Origin of the sequence: Sphingomonas sp. URHD0057, from assembly GCF_000620665.1 — a bacterium.
Taxonomy (GTDB): Bacteria; Pseudomonadota; Alphaproteobacteria; order Sphingomonadales; family Sphingomonadaceae; genus Sphingomicrobium.
Map to the genome: position 1 here is coordinate 646339 of NZ_KK211162.1, position 13839 is coordinate 660177.

At 65.5% G+C, this 13839-nt stretch carries 15 protein-coding genes and 1 pseudogene; 4 read left to right on the top strand and 12 right to left on the bottom strand.

From position 1 onward, the window contains the following. Positions 1 to 50 precede the first annotated feature (50 nt). From N539_RS17925 to N539_RS0112090, 6 genes and pseudogenes are all read right to left on the bottom strand, one after another. Positions 51 to 524 carry an Lrp/AsnC family transcriptional regulator gene (locus tag N539_RS17925; RefSeq protein WP_051531775.1) on the bottom strand — a complete coding sequence of 158 codons (474 nt, stop codon included), beginning with the start codon at positions 522 to 524 and terminating at the stop codon, positions 51 to 53. Then, complete coding sequence (locus N539_RS0112070; RefSeq protein ID WP_028970463.1) at positions 508 to 1284, bottom strand: HesA/MoeB/ThiF family protein; 777 nt, start codon at positions 1282 to 1284, stop codon at positions 508 to 510. The genes N539_RS17925 and N539_RS0112070 overlap by 17 nt, the downstream gene beginning before the upstream one ends. Beyond that, complete coding sequence (dut, locus tag N539_RS0112075; protein WP_028970464.1) at positions 1281 to 1718, bottom strand: dUTP diphosphatase; 438 nt, start codon at positions 1716 to 1718, stop codon at positions 1281 to 1283. The genes N539_RS0112070 and dut overlap by 4 nt, the downstream gene beginning before the upstream one ends. Then, positions 1715 to 2892 (bottom strand): annotated as a pseudogene (gene coaBC / locus N539_RS16940) (bifunctional phosphopantothenoylcysteine decarboxylase/phosphopantothenate--cysteine ligase CoaBC). The gene dut and the pseudogene coaBC overlap by 4 nt, the downstream one beginning before the upstream one ends. A 4-nt stretch (positions 2893 to 2896) precedes the next feature. Continuing rightward, complete coding sequence (ubiB, locus tag N539_RS0112085; protein ID WP_028970465.1) at positions 2897 to 4429, bottom strand: 2-polyprenylphenol 6-hydroxylase; 1533 nt, start codon at positions 4427 to 4429, stop codon at positions 2897 to 2899. Next, on the bottom strand, positions 4426 to 5154 hold the full coding sequence (locus tag N539_RS0112090; protein WP_028970466.1) for a class I SAM-dependent methyltransferase: 729 nt from the start codon (positions 5152 to 5154) through the stop codon (positions 4426 to 4428). The genes ubiB and N539_RS0112090 overlap by 4 nt, the downstream gene beginning before the upstream one ends. Positions 5155 to 5204: 50 nt before the next feature. Here N539_RS0112090 and mutM point away from each other — a divergent pair, with 50 nt between their 5' ends. From mutM to dnaA, 3 genes are all read left to right on the top strand, one after another. Next, positions 5205 to 6011 (top strand): bifunctional DNA-formamidopyrimidine glycosylase/DNA-(apurinic or apyrimidinic site) lyase, encoded by an 807-nt coding sequence (gene mutM, locus N539_RS0112095; protein ID WP_028970467.1) that lies wholly within the window; start codon positions 5205 to 5207, stop codon positions 6009 to 6011. Between the two features lie 86 nt (positions 6012 to 6097). After that, entirely contained in the window at positions 6098 to 6361 is a 264-nt protein-coding gene (rpsT, locus tag N539_RS0112100; protein WP_028970468.1) for a 30S ribosomal protein S20, read from the top strand. 371 nt (positions 6362 to 6732) lie between these two features. Continuing rightward, entirely contained in the window at positions 6733 to 8124 is a 1392-nt protein-coding gene (dnaA, locus tag N539_RS0112105) for a chromosomal replication initiator protein DnaA (protein ID WP_028970469.1), read from the top strand. Positions 8125 to 8136: 12 nt separating this feature from the next. Here the strand turns inward: dnaA and N539_RS0112110 are convergent, their stop codons facing one another. The 6 genes from N539_RS0112110 to secB form a co-directional block, all read right to left on the bottom strand. Continuing rightward, positions 8137 to 8829: a 2OG-Fe(II) oxygenase gene (locus N539_RS0112110; protein WP_028970470.1), complete on the bottom strand. Its 693-nt coding sequence runs from the start codon at positions 8827 to 8829 to the stop codon at positions 8137 to 8139. After that, positions 8826 to 9005 (bottom strand): MGMT family protein, encoded by a 180-nt coding sequence (locus tag N539_RS19065; protein ID WP_331280086.1) that lies wholly within the window; start codon positions 9003 to 9005, stop codon positions 8826 to 8828. The genes N539_RS0112110 and N539_RS19065 overlap by 4 nt, the downstream gene beginning before the upstream one ends. Before the next feature lie 125 nt (positions 9006 to 9130). Continuing rightward, positions 9131 to 9793, bottom strand: a complete 663-nt coding sequence (locus tag N539_RS0112120; RefSeq protein ID WP_051531776.1) for a DUF4136 domain-containing protein — start codon at positions 9791 to 9793, stop codon at positions 9131 to 9133. 86 nt (positions 9794 to 9879) lie between these two features. Continuing rightward, positions 9880 to 10875, bottom strand: a complete 996-nt coding sequence (trpS, locus tag N539_RS0112125; RefSeq protein ID WP_028970473.1) for a tryptophan--tRNA ligase — start codon at positions 10873 to 10875, stop codon at positions 9880 to 9882. Between the two features lie 10 nt (positions 10876 to 10885). Beyond that, complete coding sequence (gene murJ / locus N539_RS0112130) at positions 10886 to 12442, bottom strand: murein biosynthesis integral membrane protein MurJ (RefSeq protein WP_028970474.1); 1557 nt, start codon at positions 12440 to 12442, stop codon at positions 10886 to 10888. A gap of 22 nt (positions 12443 to 12464) precedes the next feature. Continuing rightward, a complete protein-coding gene (gene secB / locus N539_RS0112135; protein ID WP_028970475.1) occupies positions 12465 to 13001 on the bottom strand; it encodes a protein-export chaperone SecB in 537 nt (178 codons plus the stop codon). 181 nt (positions 13002 to 13182) lie between these two features. Between secB and N539_RS0112140 the strand changes: the two genes are divergently transcribed. Further along, entirely contained in the window at positions 13183 to 13836 is a 654-nt protein-coding gene (locus tag N539_RS0112140; protein ID WP_028970476.1) for a Tim44/TimA family putative adaptor protein, read from the top strand. The last annotated feature ends 3 nt before the right edge of the window (positions 13837 to 13839 follow it).

A 13839-nucleotide genomic window follows, 5' to 3' on the forward strand; every position in this document is an offset into this window, starting at 1 on the left:
GGCCTTAAGGTCACGGGATCGAAGGTTAAATCGCCTTTGACGACGAGAATTTAAGCCGCTGTCTCGTGCGTCGAGTCCGCGAAGATCGGGCGCTCCTCGATGTCGGTCGACAGGATCACCGCGGTCTTGGTGTCGCCAAAGCGGGTGAACTCCCGCAGCAACTCGGTCAGGGACGCATTGTCCGCCAGGCGAACCATCAGCACCAGCAGGCTGGGCCCGGTGACTCGGTAGCAAGCGAATACCGCCTGGTGCTTGCACACCGCGGCAATGCCCTCGGCGTCATTGTTGGCACGCGGCTGGAACTCGATGAGAGCGGAGATCGGCAGGCCGACCTTCGCCGGATTGATCCTCACCGTGAAGCCCTGGATGACGCCGATGTCGCGGAGGCGCGCAATTCGCTCCGCCACGGTCGGGGCTGACAGCGATGTCAGGCGAGCGATCTCCGAGCTCGATCGGCGGCCGTCGACTTCGAGCAATGCCAGGATCTCGCGATCCTTCGCATCGAGATCATGAACTCTGCGCATCGTTTCCCCCGCAAGTTTTACAAGCGCTGTCCTTGGGAATTCTAATGGGTCTGAAATTAAGGGAAAGTCCGTCAAACAGGAACAACTTTCCCGCCCCTTCGTCCCCAATATCGGCGATTTGTCGAAGAGCGAGCAGGGCCGCGAAGCTGCCCGCGATCGCGCTTACCGCGCCGAGGACCCCGTGGTCTGCGCAATTGTCGCAATCGTCGTTGTCGAACGCGTCTCCGACGAAGCAGCGGTAGCAGGGCTGGCCGGCCTCCCAGCCGCGAAACAGGCCGACCTGGCCCTGGAATTGCGCTGCGGCCGCCGAAACCAGCGGAATCCTGAGGCGATGGCTGGAATCCGATACCGCCAGTCGCGTCGCGAAATTATCGCTGCCGTCGAGGATCAAGTCGTGCCCGCCGAGCAATTCGTCGGCGTTGGTCGCATCGATGCGCTCGCGCACCGGACGAATCTCGATCGTCGGGTTGACGGACCCGGCAAACCCCGCCGCGAGCTCAGCCTTGGATTGGCCGACCTGGTCGTCGCGAAACAGCCACTGTCGTTGCAGGTTGGAGCGGTCGACGTCGTCGTCGTCAACAATGGTCAGCCGTCCAATCCCCGCGCCAGTGAGAGCGGGAATCGCCGCGCTACCGATGCCGCCGGCTCCTACGACGACCACTCGCGCCGCCTTGAGCCGCCGTTGGCCCACGCCCCCGATTTGCGGAAGGACGATGTGGCGCGCGTAACGGTCCAGCTCGTCGTCGCTGAGTTCGGTCACCGGCCGGTGCTTCCGAACCCCCCCGCGCCGCGCGCGGTCTCGGCCAGCGCTTCGACCTCGATGAAATTTGCCCGGAGCACCGGAGCCGGGACCATCTGGGCGATCCGTTCGCCGCGCCGGATTTCGAACGGTTCGGCGCCGAGGTTGGCGAGGATCACCTTCACCTCGCCGCGATAGTCGCTGTCGATCGTGCCTGGCGTGTTGAGGCAGGTGATGCCGTGCTTCAGCGCGAGGCCGGAGCGCGGCCGGACCTGGACTTCATAACCGTGCGGGATCTCGATCGCGAAACCGGTCGCCACGGCATGGCGTTGCCCGGGCCGGAGGACGAGATCTTCGGCCGCGCAAACGTCGAGGCCGGCGGCATGTTCGGTCGCATATGTCGGCAGCGGAAGGCCGTCGCCATGGGGTAGCCGCGTGAGTTTGATCTCGATCATCCAATCTCCTCGCCGACGCGCTCGACCAAACGGCGGGCAATCTCTTCCTTAGCCGCTTCGGGCCAATCTTCGATGCCGCCCGCGGTAATCAGGTGCACGCGGTTGCGCGCTCCGCCCATGACGTCGCCCGACACGTCGTTGGCGACGATCCAGTCGGCCTTTTTGGCGGTCCGCTTTGCCATCCCCTGCTCGACCACCCGCTCGGTCTCGGCGGCGAAGCCGATGAGCAGCCGGGGCCGCGATGTGCTGGCGCCGAGTTCGGCGAGAATGTCGCGCGTCGGCACGAACGCGAGCGTCGGCGGCCCGTCGCCCTTCTTGAGCTTGGCGCTGGCCGGCTCGACCCGCCAGTCGGCCACCGCGGCGACGAGGATCGCGACATCGGCGGGGAGGGCGGCAAACACCGCGTCCGCCAGCTCGGCCGCGGTCTCGACATCGACCCGCTGGACGCCCGTGGGCGTTTCGAGCGCGACCGGTCCGGCAATGAGCGTCACGCGTGCCCCAGCCTCCGCGGCGGCGGCGGCAACGGCGAAGCCTTGTCGCCCTGACGAACGGTTGGCGAGGACGCGCACGGGGTCGATCGGCTCGTGCGTCGGGCCGGCGGTCACGAGGATGTGCTTGCCCGCGAGCGTCACTTTCCGCCGAGGAAGCCGTGCTGGCCAAGCCAGTCCATGATCTCCTGCGGCTCCGGCAGCCGCCCCCGGCCATATTCGCCGCAGGCCATGTCCCCTTCGGCCGGCTCGATCACCTTGACCCCGTCTTCGACCAGCTGCTGAACGTTGCGCCGCGTCGCCGCGTGGAGCCACATCCGCACATTCATCGCCGGCGCGACCACCACGGGTTTGTCCGTCGCCAGCAACAGCGTCGTCGCGAGGTCGTCGGCGATGCCCGCCGCCATTTTTGCGAGCAGGTCGGCCGTAGCGGGACAGACGAGCAGGAAGTCGGCCGCTCGGGAAAGCTGGATATGGCCGATCTCGACCTCGTCCTTGAGCTCCCACAGCGATGTGTGAACCTGGCTTTCTGCCAGCGTTCCCAGGCTCATCGCGGTGATGAAATGCTCGCCGCCCCTGGTCAGTACCGGCGTCACCTCGTGGCCGGCCTTCTTGAACAGCCGGACGAGCTCCAGCGCCTTGTAGGCCGCGATGCCGCCGCCGACGATGAGGAGCACCTTTGCCATCGCTCTATCCTAGCACAAACAGGAGCACGGCGCCGATGCCCGCGCCGATGATTCCTGCGATGGCGTAGCCCTGCCAATTTCGCCGCTCGATCACTGCAATGTCGGGTAGCGGCGGGGCTGGCGGGGCGGCGCCGCGCGGCGGGTAATATTCGTCGAGGCGGTTGATCAACTCGGGGATCTTTTTCAGTGCCCGGACGACCTCGATGATGCGGTCGGCATAATAGGCTTCCGGCCCCAGCTCGGAGCGGATCCATTCCTTGAGGAACGGCTCGGCCGTCTCCCACATGTTGATGTCGGGATCGAGCGCGGTCGCGACCCCCTCATTCATCACCATCGTCTTTTGCAGCAGCAGCAGGTGGGGCTGCGTTTGCATGTCGAAGTCGCGGGTGATCGAGAACAGAGTCTCGAGCATCCGCCCGACCGAGATTTCCTTGACTGGCAGCCCACGGATTGGCTCCCCGGCGGCGCGCAGCGCGGTCGCGAACTCGCGCACGCTGTGGTGCGCCGGGACGTATTGCGCGTCGAAGTGGATTTCGGCGACGCGGTCGTAATTGCCGGTGATCAGGCCGTAGAGGATTTCGGCAAGCCAGACGCGCGCGCGGCGGTCGATCCGCCCCATGATCCCGAAGTCGATCGCTCCGATCCGGCCGTCGGGCAGCGCGAACAAATTGCCGTGATGGAGGTCGGCATGGAAGAAGCCGTCCACCACGGCCTGGCGCAGGAAGGCGCGGACGAGGATCGCGGCAAGCGCATTGCAGTCGTGACCCGCCTCGATCAGCGCTTCGCGGTCGTTGAGCTTGATCCCGTCGAGCCACTCCATCGTCAGCACGCGGCGAGCGGTCCGCCGCCAGTCGATTTCCGGGATGTAGTAACCCGGCTCGGCGACCATGTTCTCGCGCAGCTCGGAAGCCGAGGCGCCCTCGCGCTGAAGGTCGAGCTCACGAGCGGTCCACTGGCGGAAATGGGCGACGACCAGGCGAGGGCGCAACCGTTCCGCCTCGCCGCCGTAGCGCTCGACGTGGGCCGCCGCCCATTCGTAGGTCTCGATCGCCCGGGCGAATTCCTCTTCGATGTGCGGACGCAGGACCTTGACCGCAACCTCGCGGCCGTCGGTCGTGACCGCGCGATGGACCTGCGCGATCGAAGCGGCGCCGATCGGCACCTCGTCAAAGCGCGAATAGATCGCTTCGAGCGGCTGGCCGAATGAGCCCTCGATGGTCTGCCGAATGGCTGCGAACGGGGCAGGCGGCAGGTCATCCTGCAGCTGCGACAGATTGGCGGCGGCGCGCTCGCCGACCAGGTCCGGTCGGGTCGAAAGGGCCTGGCCGAGCTTGATTGCCGCCGGGCCGATGTCCTGAAGCGCGCGCGCGTAATCGGGGATGGGCGGCACTCGCGCGCCCAGCCGGGCGATCCGCGCCAGCCGCCGCACCGGGCGCGGGGTCATCGGGTCTTCCTCGATGCCCTGCAGCGCGCCATGACGCGCCAGCGTCCGGCCCCACTTCAGCAAACGCCACAGATGAGTGACAGAAGTGGTCAAATCTTCCAGCCTGAGTGAATGGTCACGAGTCCGCCTAGCATCGGCTCCGCAGCGGCGCGGACGAAGCCCGCCTCAGTCACCATCGCCTTGAACGCCGCCGGACGCGGGAAGCGGCGGATGCTTTCGACGAGATAGCGATAGCTGTCCTCGTCATCTGCGATCGCCTTGCCGAGGCGCGGGATCAGCTTACCGGCCCAGGTCTCGTACAGCTTGGCGAACCCGGGCCAGTCGCTGGACGAGAACTCCATGCAGAAGAAGCGCCCGCCGCGCTTCAGAACGCGATGCGCCTCGCGCAGCGCTGCCGGGATGTCGGTCACGTTCCGGATGCCGAACACGATGGTGTAAGCGTCAAAGTTGCCGTCGGCGAAGCTCAGCTTTTCCGCATTCTCGACCTGCCATGATAGGCTCAGGCGGTGGCCTTCAGCGCGCCGCTTGCCGACTTCGAGCATGTCGGCGTTGATATCCGCGACCGTTACGTGCGACCCGCGCCGCGCCATTCGAAATGCGACGTCGCCGGTGCCGCCGGCCATGTCGAGGATGGTCTCGCCGGCGCGCGGCTTCACGCGGGCGACGAAGCGGTCCTTCCACAGCCGGTGCATCCCGCCCGACATCAGGTCGTTCATGAGGTCGTAGCGCCGGGCGACCGAGCTGAAGACTGCGCCGACTCGCCGTGTCTTCTCTTCGGGGCTGACGAGCTCGTCGCCGAAATTGACCTGGTCGCTCATGGGCCTGCGCCTCTAGCGGGCTTGGCAGCGGTCCGCCATATCGTGCGCCTATGCCCGAGCTTCCCGAAGTCGAGACCACCGTTCGCGGACTGGCGCGCGTGCTCGACGGACGTCGCATCGCGAGCGTCGAAGCGCGGCGGCCCGATCTGCGCCGCGCCATGCCGGTCGATCTCGGCCAGCGCTTGACCGGCTCCCGGGTCACCGGGCTTCACCGCCGCGCCAAATATGGGCTGATCGACACCGACCGCGGCGACACGCTCGTCTTCCATCTCGGCATGTCCGGGCACTGGCGGGTCGACCCGGGCGAGCTTGCCAAGCACGACCACTTTCTGATCGCGACCGATGAGGGAAGGCGAGTCGCGCTTAACGATGCCAGGCGCTTCGGATCGCTGGACCTGGTGCGAACGGACGAACTTGCGCAGTGGCCGCCGTTCAAGGCGCTCGGGCCCGAGCCGTTCGGCATCGATCCGCGGGACCTGAAGCGCCGCCTGACGGGCCGATCGGCCGCTATCAAGCTGCTCCTGCTCGACCAGACCATCATCGCCGGACTGGGCAACATCTACGTTTGCGAGGCGCTGTATCGGGCCGGCATCCATCCGCGCCGCGCCGGCCGGTCGGTCTCGCTCGAGCGATTGCGGCGGCTGGTCCCGGCGATCGAGGCGGTCCTCGACGAAGCGATCGCGGCGGGCGGCTCAACCTTGCGCGATTTTGCCTCACCCGACGGCGAGCTGGGCTATTTTTCAAAGACCTTCCAGGTCTACGACCGGGAGGGCAAAGCTTGCGCTTGCGGTGGAACGGTCAAGCGGATCGTCCAAGGCGGCCGCTCGACCTTCCATTGCCCTCGCTGCCAGCGTTGACCTTCACGGCCTTTGCGGGTAGGGAGCCGGCACTTCGGTGCGACCCCCAAGGGGCGCGCCGTTTTTCATTGAGCTAGAGGATCACAATGGCGAATACGCCGCAGGCCAAAAAGCGCATCCGGCGCAACGCGAGCCGCGAGACCATCAACCATTCGCGAATCAGCCGCATCCGGACCTTCATCAAGCAGGTCGAGTGGGCGATTGCGGCCGGCAAGAAGACCGACGCCGCCGAAGCTCTCAAAATGGTACAACCGGAGATGGCTCGCGGCGTTGCTCGCGGAGTCATCCACAAGAACACGGCTTCCCGCAAATTTTCCCGCCTGTCCAAGAGGGTTGCGTCGCTCGGCTAAAAGCTGGGCTTAACGAAATAGCGAACGCGCCGTCGGGAAACCGGCGGCTCGTTTCGTTTCGGGACCGTCAAAAAAATGCAGCAATTCCGGCGATTCGCGCATTCGTTAACGCGGAAATAATCTTAAAAACCGCAGTTTTGCGCGACTTTCGGCCATGATTGGCCCAATTCCTATGTCAAGGGCCATTATTTCACTTTCGTGAAAAAACGGCACTTGCAAGCTTGGGCCGACACTCTCAAAACCGATCCTTCCGGGCGCGAATCCGCGCCGTGGGCAAGAGAGAAGTGAAGCGTTGAGCGCGCGACTCGGTTCGGGCGCAGCGCTTTCCTTTTGCCTTCGAACGGGGGGCTAGACGAGGGAGGCGCGGAACAGTGCAGGGGGTTGTTGCGAATTCGGTTGACGAGCCTGCCGGAGCGGTCGCCGCACCGCTCGAGGCGGCCTGGGACTCCATCCGCACCGGACTTCGCCGTGACCTTGGCGTTCGCACCTTCGACGGCTGGCTGAAGCCGGCCGAGCTTGGGACCTTCGATCCCGACAGCGGCGCACTCAATCTCGTGATGCCGAGCCAGTTCATGGCCGACTGGGTCCGCTCGCATTTCGGCGAGCGCCTGTCCCTGGCCTGGAAGACCGTGCTTCCGGTGGTTCGCGAAGTGCGGGTGGTCGCGGCATCGGACGCGCCGCGGCCGGCCCCGCTACTCATTCTCGACGAAAGCCCGTTGCCGTCCGAGCGCGATCCCAACGCGCCGAACTTCGATCCGCGGTATCGGTTCGAGACCTTCATCGTCGGCAAGGCCAACGAAGTCGCCGCGACGGCTGCCCGCACGCTGGCGACGTCGCAGACCGTCAGCTTCAACCCGCTGTTCATCCATGGCGGCACCGGCCGCGGCAAGACCCACTTGCTGCATGCGATCGGCCACACCTTCGTCGCCCACAACCGGGGCAGCAAGGTCGTTTCGATGTCGGCCGAAAAGTTCATGGTCGAGTTCATCCGGGCGCTAAAGGAAAACGACACGATCGGGTTCAAGCAGCGCCTCCGGAGCGCCGACCTGCTGCTCATCGATGACGTCCAGTTCATCGCCGGCAAGGATTCCACGCAGGAGGAATTCTTCCACACAATGAACGAGATCATCACCGCCGGGCGGCGGCTGGTGATCACTTCGGACCGCGCTCCGCAGGACCTCGACGGAATTGCCCCGCGCATCCTGTCGCGCCTGTCCTGGGGTCTGGTCGCGGACATCAACGCGGCGGATTACGAGCTTCGCTTTAACATCATCGTCGCCAAGCTGGAGGTGCTTCCCGGCGTCGAAATGCCGCGTCCGGTAATCGACTTCCTCGCCCGCCGGGTGACGTCCTCGGTACGCGAGCTCGAAGGCGCGCTCAACCGCATCGGCGCCTATGCGATGATGACTGGGCGGCCGATCGACGTCGCGTTCGTCGAGGAAGTGCTGGCCAATGTGCTGCGCGCCAACCAGCGTCGCATTTCCATTGATGAAATCCAGACCCAGGTCGCCGAGCATTACCGCATCCGCAAGGCAGAGATGACCTCGGCGCGCCGGGCGCGCGAGGTCGCGCGTCCGCGCCAGGTCGCGATGTATCTGTCGAAGCAGCTGACGCCCAAGTCGCTGCCGGACATCGGCCGGCGCTTCGGCGGCCGCGATCACACCACCGTGATCCACGCCGTCCGCCAGATCGAGAAGCTGCGCGCCAGCGACGCCGAGCTCGACGCCGACATCCGCCTGCTGACGCGCCAGCTCGAGGGCTAGTCCGCGCGGCGGTCAAGCCGCGTCATGGAAGATGATTCCCAACGTGTGGCGACTTCCGGAGCGGATCTCGCTGACGCCGTGCCGGTGCTGCGCGCGATAGTAGCCGCGTGAGCCGCGAACCGGCCGATCGCGGACCGGGAAGATCACGGCGTCGCCCTGACCGAGCGGAACCACCCGCGCCAGCGACTGCCGCCGTGGCCGTTGCTCGGTCAGGATGAATTCGCCGCCTGAAAACTGTGCGGGGTCCGACAACAGCACCGCGACCTGCAGCGGGAACAGGCTTCCGCCGTACACATCCTGATGCAGGCAATTATAGTCGCCGGGACCATAGCGGAGGATCAATGGCGTCGGCCGCGTCTGTCCGGTCGCTCGGCACCGCGCCAGAAAATCCTCGTGGCGGTCGGGATAGCGGATCGGAGAACCGAGCGCCTCCTGCCATCCGTTGGCGATCGGGACGAGCCGTTCATAGAGCATGGGCCGGAGCTCGGCGATCAGCGGCGGGAGCGGGTAGCGGTAATATTTGTATTCCCCGCGTCCGAAACCGTGGCGAGCCATGACGATGGTGCTTCGGTACTGGTCCGACTCGTAACCTGCCGACAGCGACTCACAGGCGTCCGGCGCGATAAGCCCAGGAATGATGTGGAAGCCGCGGCCGTCGAGCCCGTCGCGGACCGCCTCACAGTTGAACCCTGCTAGGTCCGTCACGCTGCGTTCCGCTCGCCGATGAGAAGCTTCGCCTTGCGCCTGGCGCCCCACCGATAGCCGCCGAGCGAGCCGTCCGCGCGAATGACGCGATGGCAGGGGATCAGGATCGCCAGCGGATTTGCCGCGCACGCCTCGGCGACTGCACGGGCGGGCGAAACGAACGCAGGCTTGGTCACGACGCATCTCCTGAAGGCTTGGGAGTCGCTAACAGCGACCGCCTCCGCTTGCGTCCGGCCGATTGCGCCCAAAAGAAAAGGCCCGCCGGATCACTCCAGCGGGCCTGCTTTTGCGGTCGGTCTGCTTAGCCGCGTACTGGCTGCGGCCTTGGAACCGTAATCTTCACCACTTCGCCGTTGCGGCCCGGGAACCCGGTGAACAAGGCTTCGACCAGGCTCGGCACCAGCACGTCGAGGCGATTGGTCTGGGAGCGTGCCTGCGCACGGCCGTCGAACAGCGGCGTATTGGTCCCCGCAGCCCGGATGTGGAGGTCGATCTGGCTGTGATATTCGACGTAGCTGTCGATGCCACGGCCGCCATAGCCGCCGTACCCGAAGGGATCGTCCCACCCGTAATAGAAGGGCGAATGGAAGCCGAAGCGCGGATAATAGAACGGACTGCCGAAGCCATAGCCGCCATACCGCGGGAAGGGGTCCGACTCGATCCGGACCTGGCCGCGATCGACACCGTAGCCCAGCTGGACCGTCATTGACGCGGTTTGGAGGCTGCCGGCGGGCGTGTAGCCACGCGCTTGCAGCTGCTGTGCGACGATCCCGGCATAGCGCTGGAATTCGAGCCCGCCGTTGGCCGCCATGCCTTCACCGGGCACGACAACGAAGGTCTGGCCCTGCGGCGCCGGCATCGCCTGGTAGCGCGAAACCTCGGTGTTCAAAGTATTGGCACAGGCCGACAGGCCGAGCGCCGCGACGCCGAGAAAAGCCGTCGCTGCAAGCTTGGAAATACGCATACCCACACCCCTTCGAATCGGGAAACTTGTTGAATATCAGTGGTGTTATACCACTAACAGCGGTGAACCGTCGATGAAGCGAGTTTCTAGCGCGTCAGTCCGACGGCGTCATATGCAGCCGCAAGCGTAGGTGCCGCGATCTCTGTCGCCCGTTCACTGCCGCTGCGAAGCAGGCGGTCGAGTTCGGCCGGATCTTTCCGGAACTCCTCGAGACGGGAGCGCAATGGGGCGAGAAGCGCGATCAGCGCGTCGGCCAGTGCCGGCTTAAACGCGCCGAAGCCTTGACCGGCAAAGCGCTGCAGCACCTGTTCGACGCTGTCACCGGTGACTTCGGCGTAGATGCCGACGAGGTTCTTGGCCTCTGGGCGGCCGTCGAGTGCGGACTCGTCATCGGGCAGCGGCTCGGGATCGGTTTTTGCTTTGCGGATTTTCTGTCCGATCAGTTCGTCGCTGTCGGTCAAGTTGATCCGGCTCATGTCGGACGGATCGGTCTTGGACATTTTCATGTTGCCGTCGCGCAGGCTCATCACCCGCGCCGCGGTGCCGCCGCCGATATAGGGCTCGGGCGGGACGAACAGGTCGACGTCGAAGTCGGTGTTGAACTTGAGCGCGATGTCCCGCGTCAGCTCGACATGTTGCTTCTGGTCCTCGCCCACCGGCACGTGCGTCGCCTTGTAGAGCAGGATGTCCGCCGCCTGGAGCACCGGGTAGGTGAACAGGCCGACCGACGAGCCTTCCTTGTTCTTGCCTGCCTTGTCCTTCCACTGCGTCATCCGGTTGAGCCAGCCCATCCGGGCCGTGCCCTGAAGGATCCAGGCCAGCTCAGGGTGGGCCGCCACGGCGCTTTGGCGAAACACGATCGACTTGTTCGGATCGATCCCGCTCGCGATCAGCGCCGCCGCCATTTCGCGGACACTCGCGCCCAGGCGCGACGGATCAACCTCGACCGTGAGCGCGTGGAGGTCGGCGAGGAAGAACAGGCATTGGGCCTCATCCTGCATCCTCACCCATCGCAGGATCGCTCCGAGCAAATTGCCGAGGTGCAAGTCGCCGGTTGGCTGGATGCCCGAGACGACGCGCATGGGCCGCGAATCAGCCGGCATCGGTGTAGGACCTCCGTCGCCTCAACAGGGACTTGAACGCCTCGCGGTCGGTGCCGCCGAGGACCCACACCAGCGGAAAATAGACGAGCATGCCGCCGCTGACGACGGCAACCACTCCGACGAGCCGGTGGCCGAGCGAGCCTGTGAACCAGCTGCCGAGCAGCATCTTGATGCCGACAAGCGCGGCGACCATCGCCGCTGCGGCGATCAGCTGCCGGGCGAGGCGCGAGGCGAGCCATCTTTCCAGCCGGAAATGGCCGCGGCGGTGCAAGAGGGCATAGAGAATTGCGCAATTGAGCCACGAGCTGAGCGCAACCGCCGCGGCGAGCCCGCCGATCCCGAACGAAGGGATCAACGCGAAGTTGAGGATGACGTTGACGACGAGTACCACCAGGGCGATCTTGACCGGAGTGGCGGTGTCGCGGCGGGCATAGAAGCCGGGCGTCAAAACTTTCACCAGCACGTAAGCGGGCAGGCCGAGCGCGATGATCGACAAGGTGAGCGCCGTGAAATGCGCGTCGCGAGCGTTGAACTTGCCTGCCTCGAAGATCGCCGAGACGAGCGGCAGGGCGCTGACCGCCAGCGCCAGCGCGGCCGGCAGGCACAGCAGCATCGCCAGCTCCGCCGCCTGTCCCTGGACGCGGGCCGCCTTGCCGGCCTCGCCGATGTCGACGTGGCGGCTGACTTGCGGGAGGATGGCGGTGCCGATCGCGGCGCCGATCACGCCCAAGGGAAGCTGATTGAGGCGGTCGGCATAGTTGAACCAGCTGACCGCGCCGGTGCCGATGCGGGCGAGGAAGAAGGTGTCGATGAACACGCTCACCTGGTAGACGCCGGCGCCGAGGGTGGCGGGCAGCACCACCCTGATGAACTGCTTCACCCCGGGGGTGAGCCGCGGCTTGCGGACCTTGAGAACGATGCCGGCGCGCTTGCAGGCCGCCACTAGCAGGCCGAGCTGGAGCACGCCGCCCACGGTCACGGCGCCGGCAACGGCCGTCGCCGTGATGGCGCCACCCTGACGCACAAAGATTAAAGCCGCCAGCATCGCCAAGTTGAGCAAGGCCGGCGCGAACGCCGCCGCGGTAAAGCGCGAGATGCTGTTGAGGATTCCGGAAAACAGCGAGACCAGGCTGATCAGCAGCAGGTAGGGAAAGGTGATCCGCGTGAGATACGTCCCGAACGCCAGTTGATCGCCGTGCCATCCCGTAATCGCGAGGATGAACAGCGGCATGATCAGTTCGAACAGGATCGTGAACAAGATCAAGGTCGGTAGGAAAACCGCCAGCACTTCCTCGGAGAAGTTGCGAGCTTCGCCTTCGCCGCCGGACTGGAGGCGCTGGCTGTAGAGCGGCACGAACCCGGCCGAAAACGCGCCCTCGCCGAACAGCCGCCGGAAGGTATTGGGCAGGCGGAAGGCGACGTAGAAGGCATCGGTGTAGAAGCCCGCGCCGAGTACGCGCGACATCAGCATCTCGCGCGCAAAGCCGGCGATCCGGCTGACCATCGTCAGCCCGCCGATGGTCCCGGTGGCCTTGTGGAGGTTCATCGCTCGCTCGGCCGCGCCGGCGTCAGGATTCCGAGGGAGCTTCGGACGGCGCCGGCTGGCCCGAGCCGTTGCTCTCGCCGCCCTGCTGTTCCTGGAACGCCTCGAGCTGCGCGAGATAGGCGCCGGCAAAGTCGATCGGGTCGAGCAACAGCGGCGGGAAGCCGGTGTTGGCGACCGCTTCCGACACGATCTGCCGCGCGAACGGGAAGATCAGCCTCGGCGCCTCGATCAGCAGGAACGGCGGAAGCGCTTCCTCGGGGATGTTGCGCAGGCCGAACAGCCCGCCGTAGCTCAAATCGACGACGAAATGGACGCCATTCTCCGAGCGGGCGGAGACCTCCATCTTGAGCACGATCTCGTGAACGTCGTCGCCGAGCTTCTCGACGTTGATGTTGAACTGGACGTCGACGCTTGGCTGAACCTGCCATTGGAAGACCTGAGGCGCGCTCGGATTCTCGACCGACAAGTCCTTGATATATTGCGCGAGTACCGAGACCTGCGGCTCTTCACCTGGCTCGCCCGAGCCATTGCCGTCATTGGTCGGTTCCTGGTCCGCCATTCATGCTGTCCTTACAAAGCCTTGAGTTGTGTCGGGAGCCGCTTCGAGAGGGCGGCGCGTCGGGCTGGGCGACTAGCAGCCGCACAAATGGGGCGCAATGGCGGGTTCGTGCGTTGCCGGTGTTGGAATCTAAACCCGTTGCGCACTATGTTGCGCATCAGGATCGAAATAGGATTGCAAGTTGACCGTCATCGTTATTCTCGCCCTCGTCGCTTTGTTTGTCGGCCTGCGCCTCTATAGCGTGCTGGGCGAGCGCACCGGGCATGAGCAGCAGCCGATCCTCAAGCCAGCCGACCCCGATGCGCGGGTCGAGGCGCGGGTCAGCCAGCCGGCCGTAACCACCCCGGCAGCGACCGATGCCGGCGACATGGCGTTCGTTCCGACCGCCGGACCCGGGGTTCGCGCGATCCTCGCCGCCGACCCGGCATTCGACGTCGCCCGCTTCCTCGAAGGCGCCAAGGCTGCTTACAAGATGATCCTCGAGGCCTTCTGGAAGGGGGATCTCGACGAGGTCCGGAGCCACGTCGACGATCACGTCTATGAAACCTTCTCCAGCGCCGTCGAGCAGCGCCGGAAAGACGGGCTGGTCCTCGACAACCGCCTGGTGGCGATCGAGCAATCGGTGATTTCCGAAGCGACGGTCGATCGCAACATCGCCGTCCTCACCGTCCGCTTCGAGGCCGACATCGCGGCGGTGACTCGCAACGCAGGCGGCGACGTGGTCGCGGGGTCGATGAGCGACGCGGTCCAGACCCGCGACCTGTGGACCTTCCGCCGCGACCTTTCCACCCGCGATCCGAACTGGGTGCTGATCGAGACCGACGAGGACGAGTGACCG